The organism is Bradyrhizobium sp. CCGUVB14 (assembly GCF_024199935.1).
Lineage (GTDB): Bacteria > Pseudomonadota > Alphaproteobacteria > Rhizobiales > Xanthobacteraceae > Bradyrhizobium.
Genome location: NZ_JANADS010000001.1, coordinates 3950664 through 3976302, shown reverse-complemented (window position 1 = coordinate 3976302; position 25639 = coordinate 3950664). Strand labels below are relative to the sequence as shown.

The 25639-nt window shown below is 63.9% G+C and carries 23 protein-coding genes and 2 pseudogenes; 5 read left to right on the top strand and 20 right to left on the bottom strand.

The window, feature by feature from the left end; genetic code table 11:
* Positions 1 to 35 precede the first annotated feature (35 nt).
* Entirely contained in the window at positions 36 to 581 is a 546-nt protein-coding gene (locus NLM32_RS18370) for a hypothetical protein (RefSeq protein WP_254130323.1), read from the top strand.
* A gap of 76 nt (positions 582 to 657) precedes the next feature.
* Here the strand turns inward: NLM32_RS18370 and NLM32_RS18365 are convergent.
* Together NLM32_RS18365 and fusA are read right to left on the bottom strand one after the other, a co-directional pair.
* Positions 658 to 1244: pseudogene (locus NLM32_RS18365) on the bottom strand (tyrosine-type recombinase/integrase).
* Between the two features lie 179 nt (positions 1245 to 1423).
* Positions 1424 to 1681, bottom strand: a pseudogene (gene fusA / locus NLM32_RS18360) (elongation factor G); the annotation flags it as partial.
* Positions 1682 to 1978: 297 nt separating this feature from the next.
* Between fusA and NLM32_RS18355 the strand changes: the two are divergent.
* Complete coding sequence (locus NLM32_RS18355) at positions 1979 to 2473, top strand: hypothetical protein (protein WP_254130322.1); 495 nt, start codon at positions 1979 to 1981, stop codon at positions 2471 to 2473.
* An 85-nt stretch (positions 2474 to 2558) separates the two neighbouring features.
* Here NLM32_RS18355 and NLM32_RS18350 read toward each other — a convergent pair whose 3' ends face one another.
* Entirely contained in the window at positions 2559 to 3455 is an 897-nt protein-coding gene (locus NLM32_RS18350) for a LysR family transcriptional regulator (protein ID WP_254130321.1), read from the bottom strand.
* A gap of 131 nt (positions 3456 to 3586) precedes the next feature.
* On the opposite strand from NLM32_RS18350, the gene NLM32_RS18345 reads away from it, so the two are divergent.
* Together NLM32_RS18345 and NLM32_RS18340 are read left to right on the top strand one after the other, a co-directional pair.
* Positions 3587 to 4525: a ring-cleaving dioxygenase gene (locus NLM32_RS18345; RefSeq protein ID WP_254130320.1), complete on the top strand. Its 939-nt coding sequence runs from the start codon at positions 3587 to 3589 to the stop codon at positions 4523 to 4525.
* Positions 4522 to 5142 (top strand): alpha/beta hydrolase, encoded by a 621-nt coding sequence (locus NLM32_RS18340; protein WP_254130319.1) that lies wholly within the window; start codon positions 4522 to 4524, stop codon positions 5140 to 5142. Before NLM32_RS18345 ends, NLM32_RS18340 begins: the two co-directional genes overlap by 4 nt.
* A 303-nt stretch (positions 5143 to 5445) precedes the next feature.
* Here the strand turns inward: NLM32_RS18340 and NLM32_RS18335 are convergent, their stop codons facing one another.
* The 10 genes from NLM32_RS18335 to NLM32_RS18290 form a co-directional block, all read right to left on the bottom strand.
* Entirely contained in the window at positions 5446 to 7104 is a 1659-nt protein-coding gene (locus tag NLM32_RS18335; protein WP_254130318.1) for a methyl-accepting chemotaxis protein, read from the bottom strand.
* Positions 7105 to 7188: 84 nt separating this feature from the next.
* A complete protein-coding gene (locus NLM32_RS18330; RefSeq protein WP_254130317.1) occupies positions 7189 to 7509 on the bottom strand; it encodes a plastocyanin/azurin family copper-binding protein in 321 nt (106 codons plus the stop codon).
* A gap of 17 nt (positions 7510 to 7526) precedes the next feature.
* Positions 7527 to 8612 carry a cytochrome-c peroxidase gene (locus NLM32_RS18325; protein ID WP_254130316.1) on the bottom strand — a complete coding sequence of 362 codons (1086 nt, stop codon included), beginning with the start codon at positions 8610 to 8612 and terminating at the stop codon, positions 7527 to 7529.
* A 225-nt stretch (positions 8613 to 8837) separates the two neighbouring features.
* Entirely contained in the window at positions 8838 to 9422 is a 585-nt protein-coding gene (locus tag NLM32_RS18320) for a CorA family divalent cation transporter (protein ID WP_254135350.1), read from the bottom strand.
* 433 nt (positions 9423 to 9855) lie between these two features.
* On the bottom strand, positions 9856 to 11349 hold the full coding sequence (locus NLM32_RS18315; RefSeq protein ID WP_254130315.1) for an ABC transporter substrate-binding protein: 1494 nt from the start codon (positions 11347 to 11349) through the stop codon (positions 9856 to 9858).
* 58 nt (positions 11350 to 11407) lie between these two features.
* A complete protein-coding gene (locus NLM32_RS18310) occupies positions 11408 to 12412 on the bottom strand; it encodes an ABC transporter ATP-binding protein (RefSeq protein ID WP_254130314.1) in 1005 nt (334 codons plus the stop codon).
* Positions 12409 to 13422, bottom strand: coding sequence for an ABC transporter ATP-binding protein (locus NLM32_RS18305; RefSeq protein WP_254130313.1), 1014 nt, complete (start codon positions 13420 to 13422; stop codon positions 12409 to 12411). Before NLM32_RS18305 ends, NLM32_RS18310 begins: the two co-directional genes overlap by 4 nt.
* Positions 13423 to 13424: 2 nt before the next feature.
* Complete coding sequence (locus NLM32_RS18300) at positions 13425 to 14318, bottom strand: ABC transporter permease (RefSeq protein WP_254130312.1); 894 nt, start codon at positions 14316 to 14318, stop codon at positions 13425 to 13427.
* Entirely contained in the window at positions 14315 to 15265 is a 951-nt protein-coding gene (locus NLM32_RS18295) for an ABC transporter permease (RefSeq protein ID WP_254130311.1), read from the bottom strand. The genes NLM32_RS18300 and NLM32_RS18295 overlap by 4 nt, the downstream gene beginning before the upstream one ends.
* 84 nt (positions 15266 to 15349) lie before the next feature.
* Positions 15350 to 16771: an amidase gene (locus tag NLM32_RS18290; protein ID WP_254130310.1), complete on the bottom strand. Its 1422-nt coding sequence runs from the start codon at positions 16769 to 16771 to the stop codon at positions 15350 to 15352.
* A 123-nt stretch (positions 16772 to 16894) separates the two neighbouring features.
* Between NLM32_RS18290 and NLM32_RS18285 the strand changes: the two genes are divergently transcribed.
* Positions 16895 to 17782, top strand: coding sequence for a LysR family transcriptional regulator (locus NLM32_RS18285; protein WP_254130309.1), 888 nt, complete (start codon positions 16895 to 16897; stop codon positions 17780 to 17782).
* Between the two features lie 6 nt (positions 17783 to 17788).
* Here the strand turns inward: NLM32_RS18285 and NLM32_RS18280 are convergent, their stop codons facing one another.
* The 7 genes from NLM32_RS18280 to NLM32_RS18250 form a co-directional block, all read right to left on the bottom strand.
* Positions 17789 to 18724, bottom strand: a complete 936-nt coding sequence (locus NLM32_RS18280; RefSeq protein WP_254130308.1) for a carbohydrate kinase — start codon at positions 18722 to 18724, stop codon at positions 17789 to 17791.
* Between the two features lie 5 nt (positions 18725 to 18729).
* Positions 18730 to 20376 (bottom strand): FGGY-family carbohydrate kinase, encoded by a 1647-nt coding sequence (locus NLM32_RS18275; RefSeq protein ID WP_254130307.1) that lies wholly within the window; start codon positions 20374 to 20376, stop codon positions 18730 to 18732.
* A gap of 39 nt (positions 20377 to 20415) precedes the next feature.
* Positions 20416 to 21189 (bottom strand): SDR family NAD(P)-dependent oxidoreductase, encoded by a 774-nt coding sequence (locus NLM32_RS18270; protein WP_254130306.1) that lies wholly within the window; start codon positions 21187 to 21189, stop codon positions 20416 to 20418.
* Positions 21190 to 21209: 20 nt separating this feature from the next.
* Positions 21210 to 22217 carry an ABC transporter ATP-binding protein gene (locus tag NLM32_RS18265; protein WP_254130305.1) on the bottom strand — a complete coding sequence of 336 codons (1008 nt, stop codon included), beginning with the start codon at positions 22215 to 22217 and terminating at the stop codon, positions 21210 to 21212.
* Positions 22218 to 22232: 15 nt separating this feature from the next.
* Positions 22233 to 23063, bottom strand: coding sequence for a carbohydrate ABC transporter permease (locus tag NLM32_RS18260; protein ID WP_254130304.1), 831 nt, complete (start codon positions 23061 to 23063; stop codon positions 22233 to 22235).
* A 4-nt stretch (positions 23064 to 23067) separates the two neighbouring features.
* Positions 23068 to 23940, bottom strand: coding sequence for a carbohydrate ABC transporter permease (locus NLM32_RS18255; protein ID WP_254130303.1), 873 nt, complete (start codon positions 23938 to 23940; stop codon positions 23068 to 23070).
* Positions 23941 to 24030: 90 nt separating this feature from the next.
* On the bottom strand, positions 24031 to 25341 hold the full coding sequence (locus NLM32_RS18250; protein WP_254130302.1) for a sugar ABC transporter substrate-binding protein: 1311 nt from the start codon (positions 25339 to 25341) through the stop codon (positions 24031 to 24033).
* Between the last annotated feature and the right edge of the window lie 298 nt (positions 25342 to 25639).

Sequence of the window (25639 nt, the reverse complement as noted above, 5' to 3'; positions counted from 1 at the left end):
TTGCGGACATTGCAGAGAATTGGCATCGTCGCACCATGGTCAACAACTGGCTTGCCGAAATGCGGATATGGGCTGTCTGTCTGATTGCTTATTGCGCTGCTGGCACGGGCGCGGTGGCCTGTGTGTCGCCGGGCACGCCAGCATCATTAAGGAGTATCCTCTTCGAACATGTCCCAACCAACATCGACGCACCGGTCGTCATCGAAGCGACTATCTATGACGCAACGGATAATGTGAGCTTCGCATATGACGGAACTTTCGTACCTGTCACACTAATGGAAGCGCGAGTAGATCGAGTGATCAAGGGATCAATCGATACCAAGTACCTCAAGATATTCGTGTACATGGATAGCTGCGCGCACGTTGGCGTCGGGCGGGGGATCGTTCTCGGAACGCTTCGAGACGATCCTCAGCGTGGGATCATGTTGGAAGCAATCCAGAAGGCCGATATGCGCGACTGGTCAAAGGAATTTTTCGCAAAACACGTAGCAATTCATGATGCTACAAAGTGCTTCAAGAACGAGTTGGGGGCCCGTGAGTGCCGCCTCTCCGGTATTGGTCCGGAATCAATTCAGCCCTGATATCCGAAGCGGGTCCGCTTCTGGCCGGAAGCAGGCAGTGAGGGCAAAGCAGAGCCCGTCTGCTCTGCCCCCGAAATCAGACATCGACTTGTTCCGCTATCGCGAGGGCGTCGTCGACCTCGATGCCGAGATACCGGACGGTACTCTCGATCTTGGTTTGCCCCAACCGGAGCTGCACGGCTCGCAGAAATGCGTCCCGAACAAGTGCGGGTCCAATCCGATATCAGCGATCCAGTGAGATAGGAGGCGGGCATACTGGCGGGTTGTCATGTGTCCAGTCCGCCGCCGACCAGTGAACAGGTATGCGCCTGACTTCTTACCGGTTGCCCGGAGGTAGTCATCGATCGCCTGGCGGGTGGATTCCGTCAGTTCAAATTTGACCGGTCGGCTGGTCTTCTTCTGTCGGACACTCGCGCGGTCGGCCGCATAGCCACCCGGGGCAACGTCATCGACTTTCAATGCTACGACGTCGCAGCCGCGAAGCTTACTGTCGATGGCAACGTTGAAAAGCGCCAGATCACGCAGCTGGCCTTCCACCTCGCGCTTGGTGCGGATTGACCAGACATGCTTTGGCCGGAGCGGCGGCTTCGCACCGACGATCTTTCCCTTATTCCAAGGAGTGCGTTTCGAGACGGCATGGGTAACGCTCAGAACATCGGTCATGTTGACCTCCTCAACTTGTGAGGCCGCTCATTTTCAGCTCGGAGCCCTTCCGATCCCTTTTCCGCTTTCAGACGATTGGAGACGTACCCGCGTCCACGTCGAGCGATGGGAGGGGCGATTTTGACCCGAAGCGGAAGCTGCGCTTCCGATCCAATGCCGCCTTCTACCGGAAAAAACAGTCAGGGGGAACTCGGCGTAGTGGTCGGAGCATAGTGATCGAAACACATCGTGAAAGATGCACGCCCGTGGCTCATGGAGCGGAGATCATTCACGTAGCCGAACATGTTCTTGAGCGGCACCATCGCGGCAACGACGGTGGCATCAAAGCGCGTATCAAGTCCCCGGATGATCTGCCCTTGCCGCGAGTTCAAATCAGAGATGACTGTGGGGATACAATCCGCCGGGCCGACCACCTCTACCCTCATGATTGGCTCGACGCTCAAGAACCTCTCCGCCTGTAGAATGGGCCAGCTTCATTCAACCGAAGGTTAGCAGTCATAGCTTGAACGGTCTACCATGGCCCGCTTGTGGCCCTTAGCCGAACCATCCTTATCCGGTTGTAAGGTCGGCTACCGGCGGTAGACCGGACGCCGGATGACGCTTGTCTCAACCGCCGCTTATGACCCAAAGCCGACATTGTTAGCGTTTAGTAACGGCTGCACGAAGAATGCTCTGCCTTCGATTTTAGCTTCCTTGAGATGAGCCGTGCAGAGTGTCGCCTGCGCATATTGGCAATGACCACGAAGATGAGAACAAAGGTCGCGATCTCGGTGCTTCTGATCTTCGGTGTGGTCGTTCTGAGCCATGCGTACCTTCGTGGCTACCAACCGTTCACCTCTCAATTTGTGCAAACTTGTGATAGAGCAATCAAGGAGAGGCTAGTGGTTCCGTCCACCTATGAACGGCTTGGTGTGGACGAGTCCCGGAAAACAATCACTTTTGACGAGTTCTTTACGGACCCGCTGCGGGCTGCGTCCGAAGCGACCAGGAAAGCGATAGTTCAAGTCGCGCGAGTGTCGCCGGTTCAATATGTTGCGCTTATCGACTATGAAGCTCAAGACTCTGCCGGAGCCATCATTCGTGAAAGGGCAACATGCACTTTCAGCTCACTTGATGGGAGCGACATGCCTGAACGTACATATTGGGTACAGATCGACGGAGAACATAATGTGGCGTGGGCTGCGAGGCAGCCGAACGCGGCCACTGTCCTGCGGCGCGTAAACCGGTGACTGGTGGTCGGCTTTTGGCCCGAAGCCGAAGTCGCCACATGCCCAACTTCCAACGGCGGGTTGGGTCGGTCGGACATCGGCAGCCTCAGTGCCCCTCCTCCCGTCCAAACCGCTCCACCAGAAAATCAATGAACAGCCGCACCTTCACCGACAAATGCCGCGTCGGCGGATAGACCGCATAGAGTGAAAGAGGCGGCGCGGAATAATCGTCCAGCACCGTCCGCAGCTCGCCCTTCCTCAAAGCATCGGCGGCGATGAACTCGGGCAGCAGCGCAAGCCCCCTGCCCTTGATCGCGGCGTCGCGCAGCACCTCGGCATTGTTGACGCAGAGCGACCAGGCCGGCTGGATCCAGTGATCGCCATCTTTGCCGGTGAGCTTCCACTGATTGCCGGTCAGCAGGAAGCCGTAGGTGAGCGAGGCGTGCTCGCGCAGATCCTGCGGATGCTTTGGCGTGCCGTGGCGCGCGAGATAATCCGGCGAGGCGCAGATCATGCGCGCTACCGGCATGATTTTTCGCGCGATCAGGCTCGAGGATTCCAATTCCGCAATGCGCAGCGTCACGTCAAAGCCATCCTGGACGGGATCGAGCAGGTCGTCGCTGAGCACGATCTGGAGCTGAAGCTCCGGGTACGCCTCCATGAACTCAGCGAGAACGGGCCCGAGCCGCATCGTGCCGAACGACATCGGCGCGTTGACACGCAAAAGCCCGCGCGGCGCCGACTGCGCCTGCGACACCGCCTGGTCGGCGGCCTCGATCTCCGAGAGGATGACGACAGCCCGCTCGAAATAGCGCTGGCCGTTCTCGGTCGGGCTGGCGTGGCGGGTGGTCCGGTTCAAAAGCTGGACGCCGAGGCTCTCCTCGAGGTCGGCGATGTATTTGCTGATCGCCGAGCGTGACAGCCGCAACTGCCGGCCGGCCTCGGCGAAGCTGCCGCTCTCGACCACCTTCACGAAGGCCCGGAGGCTGGCGACCTTATCCATGGGCCCGCCCCGTGGATTGTTTCCAAATTGTAGACATAGCAGTCATATTTGCATGGATTGTCTCCAATCCAAAGCGGAACGATATTTCCTCCCAGAGCAAGACCCGCTCCCCGATTTTCAGGAGGACGACCATGTCTGGACTGCACCATGTCACCGCGATTGCCGGCGACCCCATCCGCAATTTCGGCTTTTACACCCGGGATCTCGGCCTGCGCTTCGTCAAGAAGACGGTCAATTTCGACGATCCCGGCACCTATCACTTCTATTACGGCGACGAGACCGGCCGCCCCGGCACCATCCTGACCTTCTTCCCGTGGGCCGGCGTGTCGCCGGGCCGCCGCGGCGTCGGCGAGACCCATCAGACCGCCTTCCGCGTGCCGCAGCGCTCGCTCGGCTACTGGACGCAGCGCTTCATCGAGAAGGGCATCGCTTACGAGGCGCTGGAAAAGCGCTTTGGCGAATCCGTGCTGCCGTTCACCGATCCCGACGGCATGGCGCTCGCGCTCGTCGGCGTACCCGGCGCCGAGAACGAGCCCGGCTGGAGCAATGGCGACGTGCCGGCCGAGCACGCGATCCGCGGCTTCCACGGTGTGACCTTGCTGCTCGACAGCGCGGCGAAGACGGCCGCCGTCCTCACCGACGTGTTCGGCTTCAAGGAGACCGGGCGCGAAGGCTCGGTGATCCGCTTCAAGGCGCCGGGCGACGTCGAAGGCAGCGTCGTCGACATCTACGAAGCCAAGGGCTTTTTGCGCGGCCACCAGGGCGGAGGTTCGGTGCACCACATCGCGTTCCGCGCGGCCGATGATGCCGAGCAGGGCAAGATGGCGCAAAAGCTCGTCAGCAATCACGGCCTGCACCCGACCGAGCAGAGGGACCGCAACTACTTCCGCTCGATCTACTTCCGCGAGCCCGGCGGCGTGCTGTTCGAGATCGCGACCGATATCCCCGGCTTCGCCGTCGACGAACCCGTCGCGACGCTCGGACGCGACCTGAAGCTGCCGAGCTTCCTCGAACAGCATCGCAAGCAGATCGAGGGCGTGCTGCCGAATTTGGAAGAGACCGCGTCATGACCGACTTCATCCATCGCTTCGAGCCCGCGACCAGCGCGGGCTCACCACCCCTGTTGCTGCTGCACGGCACCGGTGGCGACGAGAACGATCTGCTCGGCCTCGGCGGGATGATCTCGCCCGGCTCCGCCCTGCTCTCGCCGCGCGGCCGCGTGCTCGAGCACGGCATGCCGCGCTTCTTCCGCCGCCTGGCCGAAGGCGTCTTCGACGAGGAGGACGTGCGCCGCCGTGCGCTCGAGCTCGGCGGCTTCGTCGCCGACGCACGAAAGCAATACGGGATCGCCGTACCGATTGCGGTCGGCTTCTCCAACGGCGCCAACATCGCAGCCGCGCTGTTGCTGCTGAAGCCGGAGGTGCTCGCGGGCGCGATCCTGCTGCGCGCGATGGTGCCGCTGTCGGATCCGCCCAAGGCTGAGCTTGGCGGCAAGCCCGTTCTGTTGCTGTCCGGGCAAGCCGACCCGATCGTGCCGGCAAGCAATTCGGCCAAACTTGCGGCGCTGCTGTCGGAGGCAGGCGCGCGTGTCGACCACAAGGTCTTGCCGGCCGGCCATCAATTGTCGCAAGCCGATGTCACGCTCACCCGCAACTGGATCGGCAGCGTCGAGGCGAAGGCGGCATGAAGCAATGAGAGGCGCATCGTCTTCGGACGGTGCGCCGTCTTCAGTTAAACTAACCCTGTTCGCTTGAAGCGGAACGCATTTGGTTGAATCGGTGCGCACCGAGAGCTCGGATCACCTCTCCCGCAGGGAGAGGTCGGAGCGCATCGAAGATGCGATCCGGGTGAGGGGTTCTGGTTTCACTGGGTGCCGCGGCCCCTCACCCGGATTGCGCTGGACGATGCTTCGCATCGCCGGGCGCAATCCGACCTCTCCCCGTCGGGGAGAGGTGACGGTGGACGCCGATCGAACCCGACTCCGTCGCGCCTAAGCCGCAACGTTCGACAGGAAGCGATCCACCGACGAACGCAACTGCGTGGCCTGGCTGGACAGGTCGTGAGCCGTGGCAAGAACGACGTCGGCGGTGCGATTGGCGTTGTCGGTCGCCTCGGCCGTTCCGGCGATGCTGCGCGCGACCAGGGCGGTGCCCGACGCCGCCTGCCCGATATTCCTGGAGATCTCGCCGGCCGCCGCGTTTTGCTGGCTGACCGCAGCCGCGATCCTGCCGGTGAAGCCGTCGATATCGCCGATGATCAAGGCGATGGCGCCGACATTGTCGACGGCCTCTCGCGTCGCCGACTGTACCTCGGTGATCTGGCTCGAAATCTCCTCCGTCGCCTTTGCCGTCTGCGTCGCCAGCGCCTTCACTTCCGACGCGACGACCGCAAAGCCCCTGCCCGCTTCGCCGGCCCGTGCCGCTTCGATCGTGGCGTTGAGCGCGAGCAGATTGGTTTGCCCGGCGATGGTCCTGATGAAGCCGACCACCTCGTCGATCTGCTGGGCGGCACTGGCGAGCCTGCCGATGGTCTGGTTGGCGGCTTCCGCCATGCCGGATGCACGCTGCACGATGGTGGTCGCATCCGCCAGTTGGGACGTGATGGCCTGGACGGATTGGCCGAGCTGACTTGCAGCTGACGCCACCGTCTGAACGTTCGCGGAGGTCTCCTTCGCCGTCGAAGCCGCCTCGTTCGACTGCGTGCCCGCATTCCTTGCGGCGGAGGAAAGTCCCTGTGCGGTGTCCGTCAACTCGCCGGTCATGCGAGCGGTGTTGCTCATGACCTCGCTGAAAGCGGAACGGAAGGCATCGATCTCGGCCTCCAGACGCTGCCGATGACCGGACTGCTCCGCACTGCTCTGGTCCTTGGCAGCGATCAATGCCAGATCGTCATCGGCACGGGTCTTCAGGCTCGCCTGCATGACAGCGAGCGACTTCAGCAGGCGGCCGAGCTCATCGCGACGACGCACCGCGATATCATCGGTGAAATTGCCGGCGGCGACGCGTTCGGCGACCCGAACCGCCGCAGAGATCGGCCGGCTCATCGAGTACGAGAATGCGAGCGCGATCATCAGCCCGATCGCGACGGTTCCGACGGCGACCGACAGCATCGTCGTGCGGGCTGCCTCCACGTCTTTCTCCGCCGCCATCCGATATTCATAACCGTACGCGGCCACCAGCTCGACCAGGTCGTCGATCGAGGCCATCAGCCGATCGCCTTGCTCCGCCAGCAGGAAGCTGGTCGGGATCTCCGTCGCGCCGCCGGGCGACGGCTTCAGGATTTTGAGCGCGGCGGTCGACCAGTCCTTGAGCTGGCTTTCGGTCTTCTCGCGGGCAGCAGAAACGCTGGGCGTCGCCGCGCGTTCACGCACGACGTTCAGGTCCTCGGCGCTCTCGCGGATCAGCGACTCGAACTTTGCGACTGTTTCGCGGGAACTGCCCGCAACCAAGCCACGCTGAAGCATCAGGCGCGCCTCGTGCAACGCCGCGTGAGCGGAACGCGCGTGGTTGATCCCCATCAATGGGCCGTCATAGAGACGGACCACCATGTCGCCGGAATTGGCGATGGCGCGAATACCATAGAAGGCGATGCCGCAGGCCAGGAGAAGCACGACACTGAAGGCACCGAAAATCTTGTAGCGTATCGACATCGTCAATCTCCGGCGCTTCGGTTAGAGCGTTTTCGAGCGAAGTGGGTACCGGTTCGCGTCCAGAAAACGCGTCAAACAAAAATTCTAGTCGGTCACCTTGACCATCATCTTCATGCGCGGGTGAATGGCGCAGATCACCTGCACATCGCCCGCTTCCTTGAAGGTGACATCCGTCGAGGTGCCGGGCGCCTGCGATCCCAGATTGAACTCGTTGCCCTTGGTGGCGGACATGATGTTGTGCGGAACGGTGTCGTCGTTGAGGAAGGTGACGGCGTCACCTTTCTTGACCGAGATGCTCTCGGTGGAGAAAACCCTCCCCTGCTGGTGGATCACCTCGGTGGCGGCATAGGCGCCGACCGAGAAGCCGGCGGCGATCACGCAAGTAAACAGAGCGATTGTGCGCATGGAAGTATCCTTCGAGTTCAGCGTGGGAGGACCGGCACGGCCGTGGGTTCGAGATTGCTGGTCAGCGTCTTGAGGAATGCGACGAGGTCGGCCTTGTCCTGCGCTGTCAGCTCGAGCGGACGCATGAGATCGGATCGGCTCGGACGGTCCACGCCGTCATGATCGTAATGATCGATGACGGCTTCGAGCGTGGCGAGCGAACCGTCATGCATGAAAGGACTACGACGGTCGATCTCGCGCAGGCCCGGCGTCTTGAACGCGTGCTGCATCTTGATGACATCACGCAGATATTCGCCGCGGCCGATATCGCTGCTCGGCAGCCCGATATCCTGAAAACCCTCATTGGTGAAGTTCCAGCCCTCGTGGCACGCGGCGCATTGCGCCTTGCCGTTGAACACGGCGAACCCGCGCTTGGCCGCTTCGGAGATGGCCTTTTCGTTGCCTTCGATCCAGGAGTCGAACGGCGCGCGCTCCGAGACCACGGTGCGCTCATAGGTGGCGATCGCTTGCGCCAGCGTCTTCGCTTTCAAGCCCTGCCCGGGAAAGCTCTCCTCGAACATCGGCTTGTATTCGGGAATGCTCGCCAGCCGCGCCATCAGATCGTCGAGCTTCATGTTCATCTCGCCGGGCGACTGGATCGGACCGAGCGCCTGCTCTTCGAGCGTCGGAAGCCGTCCGTCCCACATGAAGATTGCGCTCCAGGCAGCGTTGACGATTGTCGGCGAATGACGGCCGAGCTTGGCCATGCCGTGACCAACGCCGACCGCGAGCCCGTCGCCCCAACCGAAACCGGGACTATGGCAGCTTGCGCATGACTGCGCGGAGCTCACCGACAGGCGCGTATCGAAATAGAGCTTCTTGCCGAGAGCGGCCTTCTCGGGCGTATACGGATTGTCCTTCGGAAACGGGATCGAGGCGGGCCTGCGGTACTGCGACTTCAGCGCGTCGATGCCGCTCGGCGCCTTCTGTGTGATCTCGACCTTGCGGCTTTCACCGACCACGGCTGCGCCATAACCGATCGTGCTGAAACCGAGAGCGCCGAGCACGGCCGATGCGATCGTTCCGGCAACAATGCACGCGCGAAAGGAGCCCGGCGCCGGCATGCAAATTCCCCCCAGAAGGGTGTCATTTGCGACACCGAAAAATCCGCAACGAAACGAATCCGTTCAGAAACATGACGAACGTATCGGCAAATCATTAAATAAGAATGGTGCGGCCTTGTCGATTTTCGGCAATTCCGCAAGCAGAAAGTGCAGGAAGAATCGGCAACAACCGGGACGTGGCGCGGTATCGATGACAGGACGAACGACCGGGCAGCCGTGTCGCATTCACTCGAACCAGCCGCGCCGCTTGAACCAGATCAAGGGCAGCACGCCGCTCGCGATGATGGCGAACAGCGACAACGGACAACCGAACGTCCAGCTCAGCTCCGGCATGTTCTTGAAGTTCATGCCCCAGACACCGACCACGATCGTGGGCGGCACGCCGACCACGGAGACGATCGTCAGGATCTTGAACAGCTCGTTCTGCTGGATGTTGATGAAGCCCAGCACCGCATCGAGCAGCAGCTGGATCTTGTCCGACAACCGCGTCTCGTAGTCGTTCAGCGAAGCGACGTCCTTCGAGACCGCCTCGAGGCGCTTCTTCGGCGCCGCCGTAATCCACTCGCTCCCGACATTGTCAGCGTAGGACGCGATACGCCCGACGCCGAGCAGGACATCGCGCGCCTTGGCGAGACGATCGGCCAGTTCGCCGATGTTCTCCAGCGCCTCGCGCATCCTGCGGCTGGAGCGCACCGGCCGCTTGGTGCGAATGAGACCACCCTTGAAGACGCCGCGCGAGAGCTGATCGACCTTCGCGCCGAGGTGCTCGAGCGCATCGGCGCCGCGGTCGCATTGAGGAGATCCGCCCAGATGATCTCCGAGGGCATTTCCGCGCCGATGCCTTGCCAGTCATCGGACGGCCATCTGTGCAGTTTCAGCAATGACCGAACTCCGTCTGCCCTCGCGCCGGATCGCACGGCATGCGGCCATCCTGCGCCGGGCTAACGCATGAGGGTTCCAATCGTTCAACGTCGGGGATCAACAGAAGCGGCGCTGCCGAACGCACATGGGCGGCGGCCTTCTCCGATGAAGCCATCATGCCCCTGTTTTGCCCGACGGGTCAAATCCACCGCGGATTCGCGGCTGCCACCGAGCAGTCGCGCAAGCCGTTGAAAGCACTGGCCCCGGCTACTGTGCATGGGGTTGTTTTGCAGATTTTGTTTTGATGCAGCCAAACAAAATGGCCTCTCCCGATGGGAAGAGGCCAAAATTGCGACGTCGGATTTGACTTCGGTGACCAGGTCTATTCCCAGGACCAGGCCGAGAAATCGTTCTCGAACTGCGGGACTTCCTTCCACACGCCCTTCAGCTTCTTGTTGATGACCGTCGGCCATTGCGGCTGGAACAGGAAGCCGGCCACCGCGTCGGTCGCCAGCATCTTCTGGGCATCGCCGAGCAGCTTTGCGCGGCCGGCTTCATCCGGCGTCGACACGATCTGCTTGTAGAGCGCGTTGAAGGCGTCGCTGTTGTAGCCGAGATAGAAGTCGGGCTCGGTCAGCTTGACGAGATCGAACGGCTCGACATGAGAGACGATGGTGAGGTCGTAATTATGCGGCCCGTTCGGAGCAAAAGCCTGCGACAGCCACTGCGCCCACTCGACGTTCTCGATCTTGGCGTTGATGCCGACCTTGGCGAGCTGGGCTGCGAGGATCTCGCCGCCCTGCCGCGCGTAAGGCGGCGGCGGCAGCTTCAGGCTGAGTTCGAGCGGCGTGGTGACGCCGGCTTCAGCCAGCAGCTTCTTCGCCTTCTCGGGGTCGTAAGGGTTGACGGCGGTGGTGTCGACATAGCCGAGCGAACCCGGTGTGTAGAAGCTGCCGATCGGCGTACCGAAACCTTCGACCGCGCCGTCGATCATCGCCTTGCGGTCGATGGCGGCGAGGATCGCGCGCCGCACCCGCACGTCGTCGAGCGGCTTCTTCTTCTCGTTGATCGCGACGATCGTCTTGGCCTTGGAGCCGCCGACCAGCACGGTGAAGCGCGGATCGCTCTTGAACTGCGCGACGCCACGGGTGGTGACGCGCGGGAACGCATCGACATCACCGGACAGCAGTGCCGCGATCTGCGCGGCGGGATCGCCGATGAAGCGGATCGTCACCTTGGACAGCTTGATCGCGGACGCGTTGCGATAGTCAGCCCATTTGTTCAGCGTGAGCGAGGAGCCCTTGACCCAGGCGCCGAGCTGGTACGGCCCGGTGCCGACCGGCTGCGTCACGTTGGTCGCAGCGCTCTTCGGCTCGACGATCGAGCCGCTCGCCTGCCCCAACAGGAACGGCAGGTTCGGCTCGGGATATTTCAGCGTGAGCGCGATCGTCTCGGCGTCGGGCGCATCGATCTTCTCGAAAGCCTGGAACAGGCTCTTGTCCTTGTTGGTGCTGTTCGCGGCCGCGTTGCGCTCGAACGAGAATTTGACGGCCGCGGAATCGAAGGCCTCGCCGTTCTGGAATTTGACGCCCTTGCGCAGCTTGAACGTATAGGTCTTCAGGTCGGGCGACGCGGTCCAGCTCTCGGCGAGCAGCGGCGCGACCGAGCCGTCCTCGTTGATCTTGGTCAGGGTCTCGTAGATGTTGTAGAGCGTGACCTCAGCGATCGCGGCGGCGGCTGCGTTGGTGGGATCGAGCCCCGGCGGCTCCAGCGTCATGCCCATGACGACGCTGTCCTTCTTGCTCTGCGCCACCACCGGCAGCGGCGCCGCGGCCAATGCTGCGGCAAAAGCGACGATCGTTAGCTTCTTCAACATGCCTAACTCCCCGGCCTTCTTCTGTATTCCTGAGGCTACGCCAATCCTGCGGGCGACATTAGCCTTCCATACCCGCCTGCGGCAATGCCATCACGGCCTCCGCCTTGTGGCAGGCGGCGAGATGTCCCTCGCCCACCCTGCGTAGCAAGGGCGGAACCTCGCGGCAATGCTGGTCGGCGAGCGGACAGCGCGCCACATAGGGGCATCCGGTCGCAGCCGCCGATTGCGAGGCGATCGCCTGGGCCCCGCGCCGGTGCCGGCCGCCGCCGGCACGCGCCCGCGGCACGGCGTCCAGCAGCGCCCGCGTGTAGGGATGGGCGCAACGCTCGAACAGATCTTCGGGGCGCCCCTGCTCGACCACCCGGCCGAGATACATCACCGCGACCTCGTCGCAGAGATAGTCCACGACAGCGAGGTCGTGGCTGATCAGGATGTAGCTCAGCCCGAACTGCTCCTGCAGGTCCTGCATCAGGTTCAGCACCTGGGCCTGCACGGAGACATCGAGCGCGGAGACGGGCTCGTCCGCGACGATCAGCTTCGGCTGAGTGATCAGCGCACGCGCAATCGCGATGCGCTGGCGCTGTCCGCCCGAAAACTCGTGCGGATATTTGTCCATGTCCGCATCGCGCAAGCCGACCTGCTTCAGCACTGCAGCGACGCGGGCACGGAACGTCGTCCGGTCCGCATCATCGAGCACGGTGAGCGGCTCCGCGACGATGCGCGCAATGGTCTGGCGCGGATCGAGTGATCCATAAGGATCCTGAAATACCATCTGGAAATCGCGCCGCGCGCGGCGCAATTCATCGGGAGAGATGCGGTTGAGATCGCGGCCGAGCAGCGTGACCTGTCCCGCGGCCGGCCGCTCCAGCGCCATCACGACGCGCGCAAAGGTGGATTTGCCGGAGCCGGACTCGCCGACGATGCCGAGGCTCTTGCCGGCCTGGACCTGCACGCTGACGCCATTGAGCGCCCGCACCTGTCCCGGTGGACGGAACAGGCTTTCGCGCGGCAGCGTGTAACGCTGCTCGAGATCTTTGACGTCGAGAAGCGGAGCTGCGGTCATGCGGACAGTGCCCCGACATTCGCGGCCATCGAGACATCGGTGCGGACACAGCGCACGACATGCGCGGGGCCGACCTCGACCATCGGCGGCAGCGTCGCGCGGCATTTGTCCTCGACCAGCGGACAGCGTTCACCGAAGGCACAACCAACCGGCAGATCGGCGAGCTCCGGCACCGTGCCCGAGATCGTCGTCAGTCGTGTCCCCTTGCGCGCGCCGAGCCGCGGACGCGCGCGGAACAGGCCCTGCGTATAGGGATGGCCCATGCGGCGGAACACCTCGTCGGTCGGCCCGCTCTCGACGACCGTGCCGCCATACATCACCATCATGCGCTGCACGTTCTCGGCGATGACGCCGAGATCATGCGAGATCAGGATCATCGACATGCCGCGCTCTTCGACGAGGTCGGCGATGAGATCGAGGATCTGGCCCTGGATGGTGACGTCGAGCGCCGTGGTCGGCTCGTCCGCGATCAGGAGATCCGGCTCGCAGGCGAGCGCCATCGCAATCGTGACGCGCTGGCGCTGGCCGCCCGAGAACTGGTGCGGATAGGCATCGATGCGCTTGGCGGGATCAGGCAGCCCGACGCGGTCAAGCAACGCGATCGCCTCCCTGCGCGCCTGCGCGGCGGAATATTTCTTGTGACGCCGCAGCGGCTCGGCGACCTGATGGCCGATCGTGTGCATCGGGTTGAGCGCCGTCATCGGCTCCTGGAAGATCATGCTGATGCGGTTGCCACGCAAGCCGCAATAGTCCGCATCCGGGAGCCGCGCGAGCTCGCGTCCATCCAGCTTGATGCTGCCGGTGATATCAGCGCTGTCCGGCAGCAATCCCATCAGCGACAGCGCCGTGACCGACTTGCCGCAGCCGGATTCGCCGACGAGCCCGAGCGTCTCGCCGCGCTTCAGCGCAAAACTGACGCCGCGCACGGCCTGCGCCGGGCCGCGGCTGGTGTTGAGGCGGACGCCGAGATTGTCGACCTCGATCAGCGGCATGGTTGCGGGATCAGCCATCGTTACCGCTCCCGCGCCAGTCTGGGATCGAGCAGATCGCGCAAGCCGTCACCGAGCAGGTTGAGGCCGAGCACCGCGATCGCGATCGCCGCGCCGGGATAGACCGCGAGCATCGGCGACTGGAACAGCATGGTCTGCGCATCGTTCAGCATGCGACCCCAGGACGGCTGCGGCGGCTGCGTGCCGAGGCCGAGATAGGACAGCGCAGCCTCGGCGAGAATGGCGAGCGCGAACTGGATGGTCGCCTGCACGATCAGGATCGACAGGATGTTCGGCAGCACATGCTCGATGGTGATGCGGAAAGCGCCCTTCCCCGAGGCACGCGCCGCCAGCACGAATTCACGCGCCCAGATCGCATTGGCCGAACCGCGCGTCAGCCGGGTCAAGGTCGGGATCTGGAAGATGCCGATCGCGATGATCGAGGTCAGCATGCCCGGCCCCGCGACCGCGGCGAGCATGATCGCGGAGAGCACGGCCGGAAAGGCGAAGGTGAAGTCGGAGAAGCGCATGATGATCTCTTCGGTCCAACCGCGCTTGGCCGACGCGATCAGGCCGAGGCAGACGCCGAAGGTGAGACCGATGCTGACCGCGATGATGCCGACCAGGATGGTCGAGCGGGCGCCGGCGAGCAACAGCGAGACGATATCCCGGCCGAAGGAGTCGGTGCCGAGCCAGTGCGCGGCCGAGGGCGGCCGGAGTTTCGAGGCAATGTCGATCTCGTAGGGCGACCACGGCGTCCACACCAGCGAGAGCGCGGCCGACGCGACCACCAGCAGGCTGAGCACGCCGCCCAGCACAAAACTGCGATGGCGCAGCGCGCGGCCCCAGAACGTCTTGGCCGGCAGGGGACGCGTTGCGACCGGCGCATCAACCGAACTCGTCAGGGGCGCGCTCACAGGTCGTGTACCTTGATGCGGGGATCGATGAAGGCATAAAGCACGTCGACCACGAAATTGACGATGACGACCATGGCAGCCAGCAGCATCACGCAATTGCGCACCACGATGAGGTCTCGGTTGGCGATCGACTGGAAGATCAGGCGGCCGAGGCCCGGCAGATAGAACACGTTCTCGATGACGATGGTGCCGGCGAGCAGGTTGGCGAATTGCAGGCCCATCACCGTCATCACGGGGATCATCGCATTGCGCAGCACGTGGCTCCACAGCACCTCGCGCTTGCCGAGCCCTTTGGCGCGCGCGGTGCGAACGAAATCTTCGCGCAGCACTTCGAGTACGGCCGAGCGGGTGACGCGGGCGAGGATCGCGGCCTGCACCACGGCAAGCGAGATCGACGGCAGCAGCAACGATTTGACGCCGGGCCAGATACCGTCATCCCAACCGGCGAAGCCGCCTGCCGAGAGCCATTGCAGCCGCACGGCGAACAGGAGGACCAAGAGAATCGCAAACCAGAAGTTCGGCAGCGCGATTCCGATCTGGGTCAGCGACATCACGCCGACGTCGCCGAGCTTGTTGTGGTTGGCCGCGGTGTAGATGCCGGCCGAGAGCGCCAGCACCACCGTGATGAGCATCGACATGATCGCGAGCGGAATGGTCAGCACCAGCCGCTCCGCGATCAGGCTGCCGACCGGCGTGCCGTAGACATAGGAATTGCCGAGATCGCCGACGAGCAGCCCCTTGATCCATTGCAGGTAGCGAACCGCCAGCGGCTGATCGAGCCCGAGCTTGACGGTGAGCGCGCGCACCGCGTCGGCCGAGGCGTCGGCACCCATCAGCATCTGCGCGGCATTGCCCGGCAGCGCGTCCAGCACCAGGAAAATGATCACGGATGCGCCGACCAGCGTCGCCAGCAAAGTCAGGACACGTCGGAGGACAAATACGCTCATGCGCGGTCGGGGTCAGGGCTCATCGGCGGCACGATCAACATGTCCGGACGCCCGATGCAAGAGTTTTGCCGCATGCGCCCCATCTCAGCCCGGCCGGCGGCCGAGCAGGTCGGCCGAGGCCTCGAACAGCGCGCTGACGCGCAGCAATTCCGCATCGGCCCGGAAGCGGCCGACGAGTTGGAGCCCGATCGGCAGGCCGTCGCGACCAAAGCCGCAGGGCAGACTGATCGCAGGGTGGCCGGTCATGTTGAACGGCATGGTCCAGGGGAACCAGTGCGGCCGGACGCTGTCAAACTGCGTCCCATCGATCTCGATGGTGCCGAACAAATCCTGGTCGATCGGCAGCGCCGTGCGGGTGATGGTTGGCATCGCCAGAAGGTGCCCGCGCGCAAGCAGGGATTGCACGCGACGAAACAACGCCGTTCGCGCGAACATCGCCTCCTGATAGTCAACGCCGCTGACATTGGTCGCAAGCGCAATCTGCTTGACGAACGCCTCGCTGAGGACGTCGCCATGCTCTGCTACCAGCTTCGAAAACCGCGAACGCCAGACGGTGTGGTTGATGGCCCGCCAGATCGGCTCGACGTCGTACCCTTCGCCGGAGAATTCCTCGAGTTCGGCACCCAGGCTCGCGAGCCGGTCCAGGCTCGCCTTGAACGCCGTGGCAACATCCGCCGACACCGGTCGTCCGGGCGGCGACGCGCAGAACAGGATCTTCTGGCCACGCAGGTCGCCGCGTGGCGCGGCAGTGCCGATAAAGTCAGGCACGGGCATGCCGATCGACCAGGGATCACAGTCATCCTCGCCCGCCATCGCCTGCATCATCAATGCGGTGTCGGCCACGGTGCGCGTGGTCGGCGTGACATAGGTTTGGTTGCCGAATGCATCGAGCGCCTGGCTGTGCGCGATCACGCCGTTGCTCTGCTTCAAGCCCACCACACCGTTGCAGGCTGCGGGAATCCGCGTCGAGCCGCCGCCATCGGTGGCGATCGCCAGCGGCGCGATGCCGCTCGCCACCGCAACGGCAGCACCACCGCTGGAGCCGCCGGACGAACGCTCCGCACTCCACGCATTGCGGGTGCGGCCGAACAGCGGTGAATCGGTCAGGCACTTGCTGCCGAACTCCGGCGTCGTGGTCTTGCCGATCAGGATCGCGCCCTCGCTGCGCAGCTTTGCGACCGCGACGGCATCCTCGGTGGGGATGTTGTCCTTGTAGGGAACGGCACCAAAAGTCGTCTTCACGCCGCGGGTGTTGACGATGTCCTTGACGGTGACGGGCAGCCCATGCAGCAGGCCGAGCGGTTCGCCCGTCATCACCTTCCGTTCGGCTTCGCGGGCCGCTGCCATCGCCTCGTCGCCACAAAGCGTGATGAAGCAGTTCAATTCAGGCTGGAGCGTCTCGGCGCGCGCGAGCACGGCGCCGACGATCTCGACGGGGGAGATCTGCTTGCTCGCAATCAGATCACGCAACTCGGTCGCGGACAGCAGACAGGGATCGCCGTTCATCGTCAGATCATGCTCCGAAGCGGACCCTCGTTGGCCCAATGCATTGACAATGAGAATGACAGTTTTGTTAACTCGGCGTCCAATACGATTTTGGTGATCAACCCATACGTTTTCGGTATGCCTATGGATCTACGCCGTCTCCGCTATTTCGTCGCCGTGGCCGAGACGCGCAGCGTCGGCAACGCTGCAGAGCGGCTGAGGATGGCGCAACCGCCGCTCTCGGTCCAGATCCGCAAGCTCGAGGCCGAGGTCGGCGCGCCGCTGTTCCACCGCGGGACGCGCGGTATGGATCTGACGGACGCAGGCCAGGCCCTACTCGCACGCGTCGGCGAGGCGCTGGCGCTTGCGGCCGACGGCATCGAGGCCGCACGTGCGGTCGCAGCCGGTCGCCGCGGGCGAATCTCGGTCGGCTACATGTTCGTGCTGGCGAACGCCGTGCTACCGCGGCTGATCCCCGAGCTGCGGCGATCCATTCCCGGCGTCGATCTCGATTTCGTCGACCTCAGTGCGTCGACGCGCGAGGCACGTTTGCTCGACCGTAGCGTCACGGTGGCACTGTGCATGCCGGCGATCCACCACCCTGAAATCCAGGTGGCGCAGATCGGGACGCAGCGCTTCATGCTGGCAATGCCGAACCGCTCGCCGCTCGCGCGTCTCGGCGCCGTGCCGATGGCACGGTTGCAGGGCCGTCCCCTGGTGGCGCTGCCGCCGCCGGAGCGGGACCCCGCCTCTTCCGCGGTCGCAGCCCTGCTGCGGCGGCACCAGGTCGTGATGCCGATCGCAAGCCGGGTGGAGACGGTGAATTCGGCGATGAGCCTCGTCCTCGCCGGCGAAGGTTTTGCGATCCTGCCCGCCTGCGCCAGGCTCGGCGCGCCACGGGGCATCGTGTTCCGGCCGCTGCGCGACGCTGCCGATTCCATCGACATCGCGGTGTGCTGGCGGCGGGATTCGCAGAGCCCGCTGATCCCAAAATTTCTGAAGTGCGCCGAGAAAATCGTCGCAAAGCTGTGAGGCAAACTACCAGCTCCAGCTGATCTCGCGGCTCCAGGGCGGATCGGCACCCGGGCGCGTGCAGGTCAGGCCGGCGCAGTTGGCAGCAAAGGACAGCGCGCGACGCAGCTCGTCTGCGCCGATGTCCTTCAATCGTTGCCGGACGAGGCGCCCTTGCTTGTGCAGGGCGAACAACAACGCGGCCTGAAAGCTGTCGCCGGCGCCAATGGTGTCGGCGACCTCGACCTTGGGTGCCTCGACCTCGATCTGACCTGCCTTCGCATGCCAGGCGACGGCGCCATTGTTGCCGCGGGTGATGACGACGAGGCTGGTGCCCTGCGCCAGCAGCGCGGCTGCGCGTTGCTGATAAGGCTCCTCGCCGAAGAGATAGGCGAAGTCGACATCCGACATCTTCATGAGATCGGCGCTGGCGGCGAACTCCGTCATGCGGGCGAGATAAGCCGGCTTGTCCTTGACCAGATTGGGCCGGCAGTTCGGATCGAAAGAGATCGTCGACGAAGCGCGTGCGTCCGCGATCAACGCCTTGGTCTCGGCAGCCCCCTGGTCGTTGACCAGGGTGGTCGAACCGACATGGAGGGCTTCGATCGTATTGAAGGGAATGCTCCCGCGCCGAAACGTCCAACTCCGCGTCGCGGTCTCGGCGTCATAGAAAGCGTAATGCGACTCGCCGGCGACGATGCGGACGAAGGCAAGCGTGGTCTGGTGATCGCTGCGGGTGGCGAGACCGAGCTCGACATTCGAGGCTGCGGCATGATCCGCGATCATGCGCCCGAACAGATCGGTCGAGATGCCGCCGACAAAACCAGTCGGTGCGCCGAGCCGCGCGATGCCGATCGCGACGTTGAGGCAGGAGCCGCCGACCGCCGGCATCACCGCTTCGCGGCCGTCGGGGGTTTTCGTCGGCACGAAATCGATCAGTGCATCGCCGCAGGAAATCAGCATCCGTTTCAACCCTTGGCGAGGTCAGCCATCGCGGCCCGGCTGCCGCGATCGACCTCGCGCAGCAGTTTGTAGACCTCCCGCTTGCGTTTGTGAAACACGGCCATGTCCGGCGCGGTCGGCTCGCTCTTGCGTCCGAGCGCCGACATTTTGGCCATGGTCTCGCCGATCGAGGCATAGGCCCCACCGGCGACCGCCCCCAGCATCGCAGCGCCCAGCAACACCGGCTCCTTGGTCTGCGGCAGCGCAACGGTAAGGCCGGTCGTATCCGCCATGATCTGCCGCACCAGCGGACTTCGGCTGGCGCCGCCCCCCATGATCATGATGCCGGCATGGACGCCGTGCGCGGCAAAGGCCTCGATCACTTCGGCGAGGCCATAGGCCAGCCCGCACAGGCCCGCGATGAACAGCCGCTCCATCGAACCGACATCGGTGTCGAGATCGAGGCCCGCGATCACGGCGCGCGTATCAGGGTCGGCATAAGGCGAACGGTTGCCAATGAATTCGGGAAGCACGTGAACGTCGCGGGCAAGCAGCGCGGCCCGGCTGGCATCGCCCGCGCGGGCGATGATGCGGCGCTCGAGGAACTCGATCAGGTCAACGCCCTCGCTGCGCGCCGCCGCGCTCGCCTCGGCGTGGCCGGGATGCGATTTGAGGAGATGATCGATCGCCGCGCCCGCGGCTGACTGGCCGCCTTCATTGAGCCAGAAGTCCGGCACCATGCCGGAGTAGTAGGGACCCCAGACGCCGGGCACGAAACACGGCTCTTTCGTCGTCGCCATGATGCAGGCCGACGTACCCATGATGTAGGCCAGGCGATCGGTGACATCCGTCGTTCCGCCCGATCCGTCACGGCCGCCGATCGCGCCGATGCCGCCGGCATGGGCGTCGATCAAGGAGGCGCCGACCGGCGTGCCCGGCGACAGGCCGAGATCGGCGGCGGCCGCACGCGTCAGACCGGTACCCAGCCGCGTGCCAGGGGCGACGATCTCGGTGCCGATGCGGGCGTATTTCTCGCTAACGAAATCAGACAGGCCGATGCGCTGGATGAACGGCGCGCTCCAGCCGCCACCGTCATGCGCGAGGTAGTTCCATTTGCAGGTGACGGTGCAGGTCGAGCGCTGCAACGATCCGGTCGCCCGCCAGGTCAGATAGTCCGCCAGATCGAAGAAATGCCCGGCAGCGTCAAAACTCGCACGCAGATGCCGCTTCAGCCACAACAGTTTTGGCATCTCCATCTCGGGCGAGATCGAGCCGCCGACATAGCGCAGCACGTCGTCGGCGGTCTCGTTTATCAGGCGCGCCTCGGCGATGGCGCGATGATCCATCCAGACAATGACGTTGCGCTGCTTGTCGCCGGAGGCGCTGACCGTTACCGGCTCGCCCTGGCGGTCGAGCACGACCAGCGAACAGGTGGCGTCGAAACCAATGCCGCCGACGCTGTCGGGCGCGATGGCCGCCTCCGCCATCGCCGCCCGCACCGATTTGACACAGGCCTCCCAGATGTCCTGGGACGACTGCTCGACGATGTCGCCGGCCTCGTGCCAGATCCGGATCGGATGCTTGGCGGTCGCAAGCAACGCGCCCGCCTCGTCAAACACCCCTGCTCGCGTGCTCGTGGTCCCCACGTCGACGCCAATGTAGGCTCGCGGCATTGTCGCTCCCGGAAGCTCTCGTCAAATTTTGACGCAAGCCTACCAGCAAGTATAGCCGCCATCCACCAGCACGATGCTGCCGGTCATCAGGCTCGCGGCCTCGGATGCCAGGAACAGGACGACCGAGGCGATCTCCTCGACCTGCCCCATCCGGGCCATCGGGGTTCCACCGATCCAGGCGTCGTACATTCTCGGGGTGCTCTTCACGAAGGCGTTGAGCGGCGTATCGATATAGGTCGGGGCCACCGCATTGACGCGGATGCCGCGCGCGCCCCATTCCGCGGCCAGCGACTTGGTCAGATGGTGCACGCCGGCCTTGGAGGCGTTGTAGAAGCACTGTTCCTGCGGCTTGTTGACGATGAAGCCGGACATCGAGCCGACATTGACGATGGCGCCGCTCTTGGCCTTGAGCATGTGCTTGCCGAACTCGCGGCAGCACCAGAAGGTGCCGTTGAGATTGACGTCGATGACGTTGAGCCAGTGCTCGTCGGTGACGGTCTCGGCCGGAGTTTCGCTGCGTGCAATGCCGGCATTGTTGACGAGGATGTCGACCTTGCCGTGGCGGGCCACGAGATCATTGGCGACCTCCGCCACGCGCTTGGTGTCGGTGACGTCCATGATCGCAGTCTCGATGTCAAAGCCCTTTGCCTTCAGGCTGGCCTTGGCGTCACCGGCGACCTTGCTGTCGCGGTCACCAATGATGACCTTGGCGCCGGCCTCGGCCAGCGCCTCCGCGCAGGCAAGACCAATGCCCTGCCCGCCGCCGGTGATGAACGCGGTCTTGCCGCTCAGCTTGAATTTTTCCAGGTACATGGTCGTATTCCCGTTTCTTGTTAGTTCCGAAGCGCGTTGCCGCTTGCGTCGAAGCGGTGAATGCGCGCGGGGTCCGGCACCAGCGACACCCGGTCGCCGGCGTGCAGGCTCAATTCGCCGATGTAGCGTGCCGTCAGCATTCCGAGCGGCCCGGCATCGACATAGAGAAAGGTGTCGCTGCCGAGATGCTCCGCGACCGAAATCGTGCCCTGCCAGCCGCCACCACCCTCACGTTCGATCTTGAGATGCTCCGGACGCACGCCGATCGTGGCGGCGCCCTGTTGTGCGGCGCTGTCGCCGGTGACGAAATTCATCTTGGGTGAACCGATGAACCCGGCGACGAAGAGATTGGCGGGCCGCTCGTAGAGTTCCAGCGGCGACCCATATTGCTCGATCTTGCCGGCGTTGAGCACGACGATCTTGTCGGCCATGGTCATGGCCTCGACCTGATCATGGGTGACATAGATCGCGGTGGTGCCGAGCTGCTTCTGCAGCCGCGTCACTTCGATGCGCATCTGCACGCGCAAGGCGGCGTCGAGATTGGACAGCGGCTCGTCGAACAGGAACCCCTTGGGCTCGCGGACGATGGCGCGGCCGATCGCGACGCGCTGACGCTGGCCGCCGGAGAGCTCGCGGGGCTTGCGGTCGAGATAAGGCGTGAGGTTCAGCGTCGCGGCGGCCGCCTCGACCTTGCGGTTGATCTCGTCCTTGGGCAATCCCGCCATCTTCAGGCCGAAGCCGATGTTGCCGCGTACGCTCATATGCGGATAGAGCGCGTAGGATTGGAACACCATCGACAGGCCGCGCTTGGCGGGTGGCGTGTCGACGACATTCTTGCCGTCGATCAGAATGGCGCCGCCGGTGACGTCCTCAAGGCCGGCGATCAACCGCAGCAGCGTGGTCTTGCCGCAGCCGGAGGGACCGACGAACACCACGAAGGAGCCGTCGGCGATGTCGAGATCCGCGCCCTTGATGATGTGCACCGGGCCGAACGATTTCTGCACGCCCTGAAGTGTAATCTGACCCATGATCCGGCAGCCCCTTTACTTCACCGCGCCGAAAGTGAGCCCGCGCACGAGCTGCTTCTGGCTGAACCAACCGAGGACGAGAATGGGCGCGATCGCCAGCGTCGAGGCCGCCGACAGCTTTGCCCAGAACAGTCCTTCCGGACTGGAATAGGACGCAATGAACGTGGTGAGCGGCGCTGCGTTCGAGGTCGACAGATTGAGCGTCCAGAACGCCTCGTTCCAGGCCAGGATCAGATTGAGCAGCATGGTCGACGCCAAGCCCGGAATCGCCATCGGCGTCAGGACATAGACGAGCTCGCGGCCGATGGTGGCGCCGTCCATGCGCGCGGCCTCCAGGATGTCGCGCGGGATCTCCTTGAAGTACGTGAAGAGCATCCAGATCACGATCGGCAGATTTCCGAGGCAGAGAATGAAGACGAGGCCGATGCGGGTATCGAGCAAACCAAAACTTTTGTAGATCAGGTAGATCGGCACCAGCACGCCGACCGGCGGCATCATCTTGGTCGAGAGCATCCAGAGCAGGATGTCCTTGGTGCGCTTGGTCGGCGAGAACGCCATCGACCAGGCTGCGGGAATCGCGATGAGGAGTGCAATCAGCGTCGAGCCGCCGGCGATGATGATCGAATTCATCGCGTGGAGGAAATAATCGCTGCGTTCTTGCACCGTCGCGTAGTTCTCGGTGGTCCAGTGGAAGAACAGGAAAGACGGCGGGATCGCAAAAGCCTCGAGCTCGGTCTTGAAGCTCGCCAGCACCATCCACAGGATCGGGAAGAAGATCAGGAAGCCGAAGAACCACGCCCCGATCGTCGAAACCACCACCTTCTGCGTCGTTGACTTGCGCGCCATGATTTCAGGCTTCCAGGTTGCGGCCGACGATGCGGACAAGGAAGAAGGCGACGACATTGGCGATGACCACAGCCACGAGGCCGCCCGCCGAGGCGCTGCCGACGTCGAACTGGATCAGCGCCTGCGAATAGATCAGGAAGGCGATGTTGGTGGTTTGCAGGCCCGGCCCGCCACCGGTGGTGACGAAGATTTCCGCGAACACCGTGAGCAGGAAGATGGTCTCGATCAGGATCACCACCGTGATCGGGCGCGCCAGATGCGGCAGCGTGATGTAGATGAAGGTCGAGATCGCGCTGGCGCCATCCATCTCGGCCGCTTCCTTCTGCTCCTCATCGAGCGATTGTAGCGCAGTCAGCAGGATCAGCGTCGCGAACGGCAGCCATTGCCAGGCCACGATCAGGATCACGGCGAACAGCGGCGCGTCCGTGAACCAGTCGATCGGCGTCAGCCCGACCAGCTTTGCGAGCCAGGCGAACAGGCCGGACACCGGGTGCATCAGCAGGTTCTTCCAGACCAGCGCGCTCACCGTCGGCATCACGAAGAACGGCGCGATCACCATCAGTCGCACGATATTGCGGCCGATCACCGGCTGATCCATCAGCAGCGCCAGGGGAATGCCGAGCAGGATCGTCAGAGCCAGCACCGAACCGACCAGCACCAGCGTGTTCTGAAGGGAAGCAAGGAAGGCGGGATCGGTGAGGAAGTAGCGGAAGTTCTCAAGTCCGACGAACGATTCCGAGCCGGGATCGAGCAGGCTGTAATGCAGCGTCGAGAAGTACAGCGTCAGCGCGAGCGGGACGATCATCCAGATGAACAGGAGCCCGACGGCCGGGGTCAGGAGCGACCGCGCAAGGAATTGCGTCTGCCGGGTTGCCATCCTCGGACTCTCCGCTTGGGGTGAAGAGGGCGGCCATCCATCGAGCAACGAGTGGATGGCCGCAAGTTTGAGCTCAGGGAGAGCTCAGGTTTACTTGATGTAGCCGGCGCGCTTCATCTCGCGCTCGGTGGCGGATTGCGCGGCGGCAAGCGCCGCATCGACCGTCATCGACCCGGCAAGCGCTGCAGAGAATTGCTGCCCCACCTGCGTGCCGATGCCCTGGAATTCGGGGATCGCGGCATATTGCACGCCAACGTAAGGAACCGGCTTCACGGTCGGCTTGTTCGGATCAGCCGCGTCGATCGAGGCCAGCGTCATCTTGGCGAAAGGCGCGGCCTTCACATAGTCAGGGTTCTGGTAGAGCGAGGTGCGCGTGCCCGGCGGCACGTTGGACCAGCCCTCCCTCGAGGCGACGAGCTTGGTATAGTCCTTGTTGGTCGCCCAGGCGATGAACTTCTCGGCGGCTTCAGTCTTCTTCGAGCCGGCGGGGATCGCGAGGTTCCAGGCCCACAGCCAGTTGGCGTTCTTGCCGAGCCCCGTGTTGGGCGCGAGCGCGAAGCCGACCTTGTCGGCAACCGTGGACTGACTCGGATTGGTCACGAAGGACGCCGCCACCGTCGCATCGATCCACATGCCGCACTTGCCGGCGTTGAACAGGGCAAGGTTCTCGTTGAAGCCGTTGGAGCTCGCGCCCGGGGGGCCGGCATCCTTCATCAGATTGACGTAGGTCGTGAGCGTCGTCTTCCATTCCGGCGTGTTGAACTGCGGCTCCCACTTCTCGTCGAACCAGCGCGCGCCGTAGGAATTGGCCATCGCCGAGAGGAACGCCATGTTCTCGCCCCAGCCGGCCTTGCCGCGCAGGCAGATGCCGTAGGTGCCGGCATTCTTGTCGGTCAGCTTCTTGGCGGCATCGATCACGAAATCCCAGGTCGGCTTCTCCGGCATCTTGAGGCCGGCCTTCTCGAACAGATCAGTGCGGTACATGATCATCGAGCTCTCGCCGTAGAACGGCGCGGCATAGAGCTTGCCGTCGACGGAGACCGCGTCCTTGATCTTCGGCAGGAGGTCGGCGACGTCGTAGTCGGCGCCGAGATTGGCGAGCGGCACCAGCCAGCCCTTCTTGGCCCAGATCGGCACCTCGTAAGTGCCGATGGTCAGGACGTCGAACTGGCCGCCCTTTGTGGCGATGTCGGTGGTGACGCGCTGGCGCAGCACGTTCTCCTCCAGCGTCACCCATTTCACCGAGATGTCCGGGTTCGCCTTGGTGAATTCGCTGGTCAGCCCCTGCATGCGGATCATGTCGCCGTTGTTGACGGTGGCGATCGTCAGGGTCGTTTCGGCCATCGCGGGGACGGCAAGCAGTACGGACGCGCCGCAGACGGCGCCCAAAACATGTTTCACGGTGACCTCCCTAGCCCGCGCTTTTGAGCATATGCCCACGCGTTGGGCGTATGTTCGGACGAGGTGCGACGCTTGTCAAGCAGGCGCGCAGCCGTTCCCGCAACTTATGAGTGCTGCGGTGCGGGAAGGGATGACGTCCACCTACGCTGTCATGCCCCGCGAAGGCGGGGCATCCAGTACTCCGGGTCGTCAGTTGGTTTGCCCCAAGATGGGCCGCGGCGTACTGGATCGCCCGCCCCGGCGCGCAATGGCGCGCAAGGCGGGCGATGACAGTGGTACGCGGGGCCACGACCGCCGA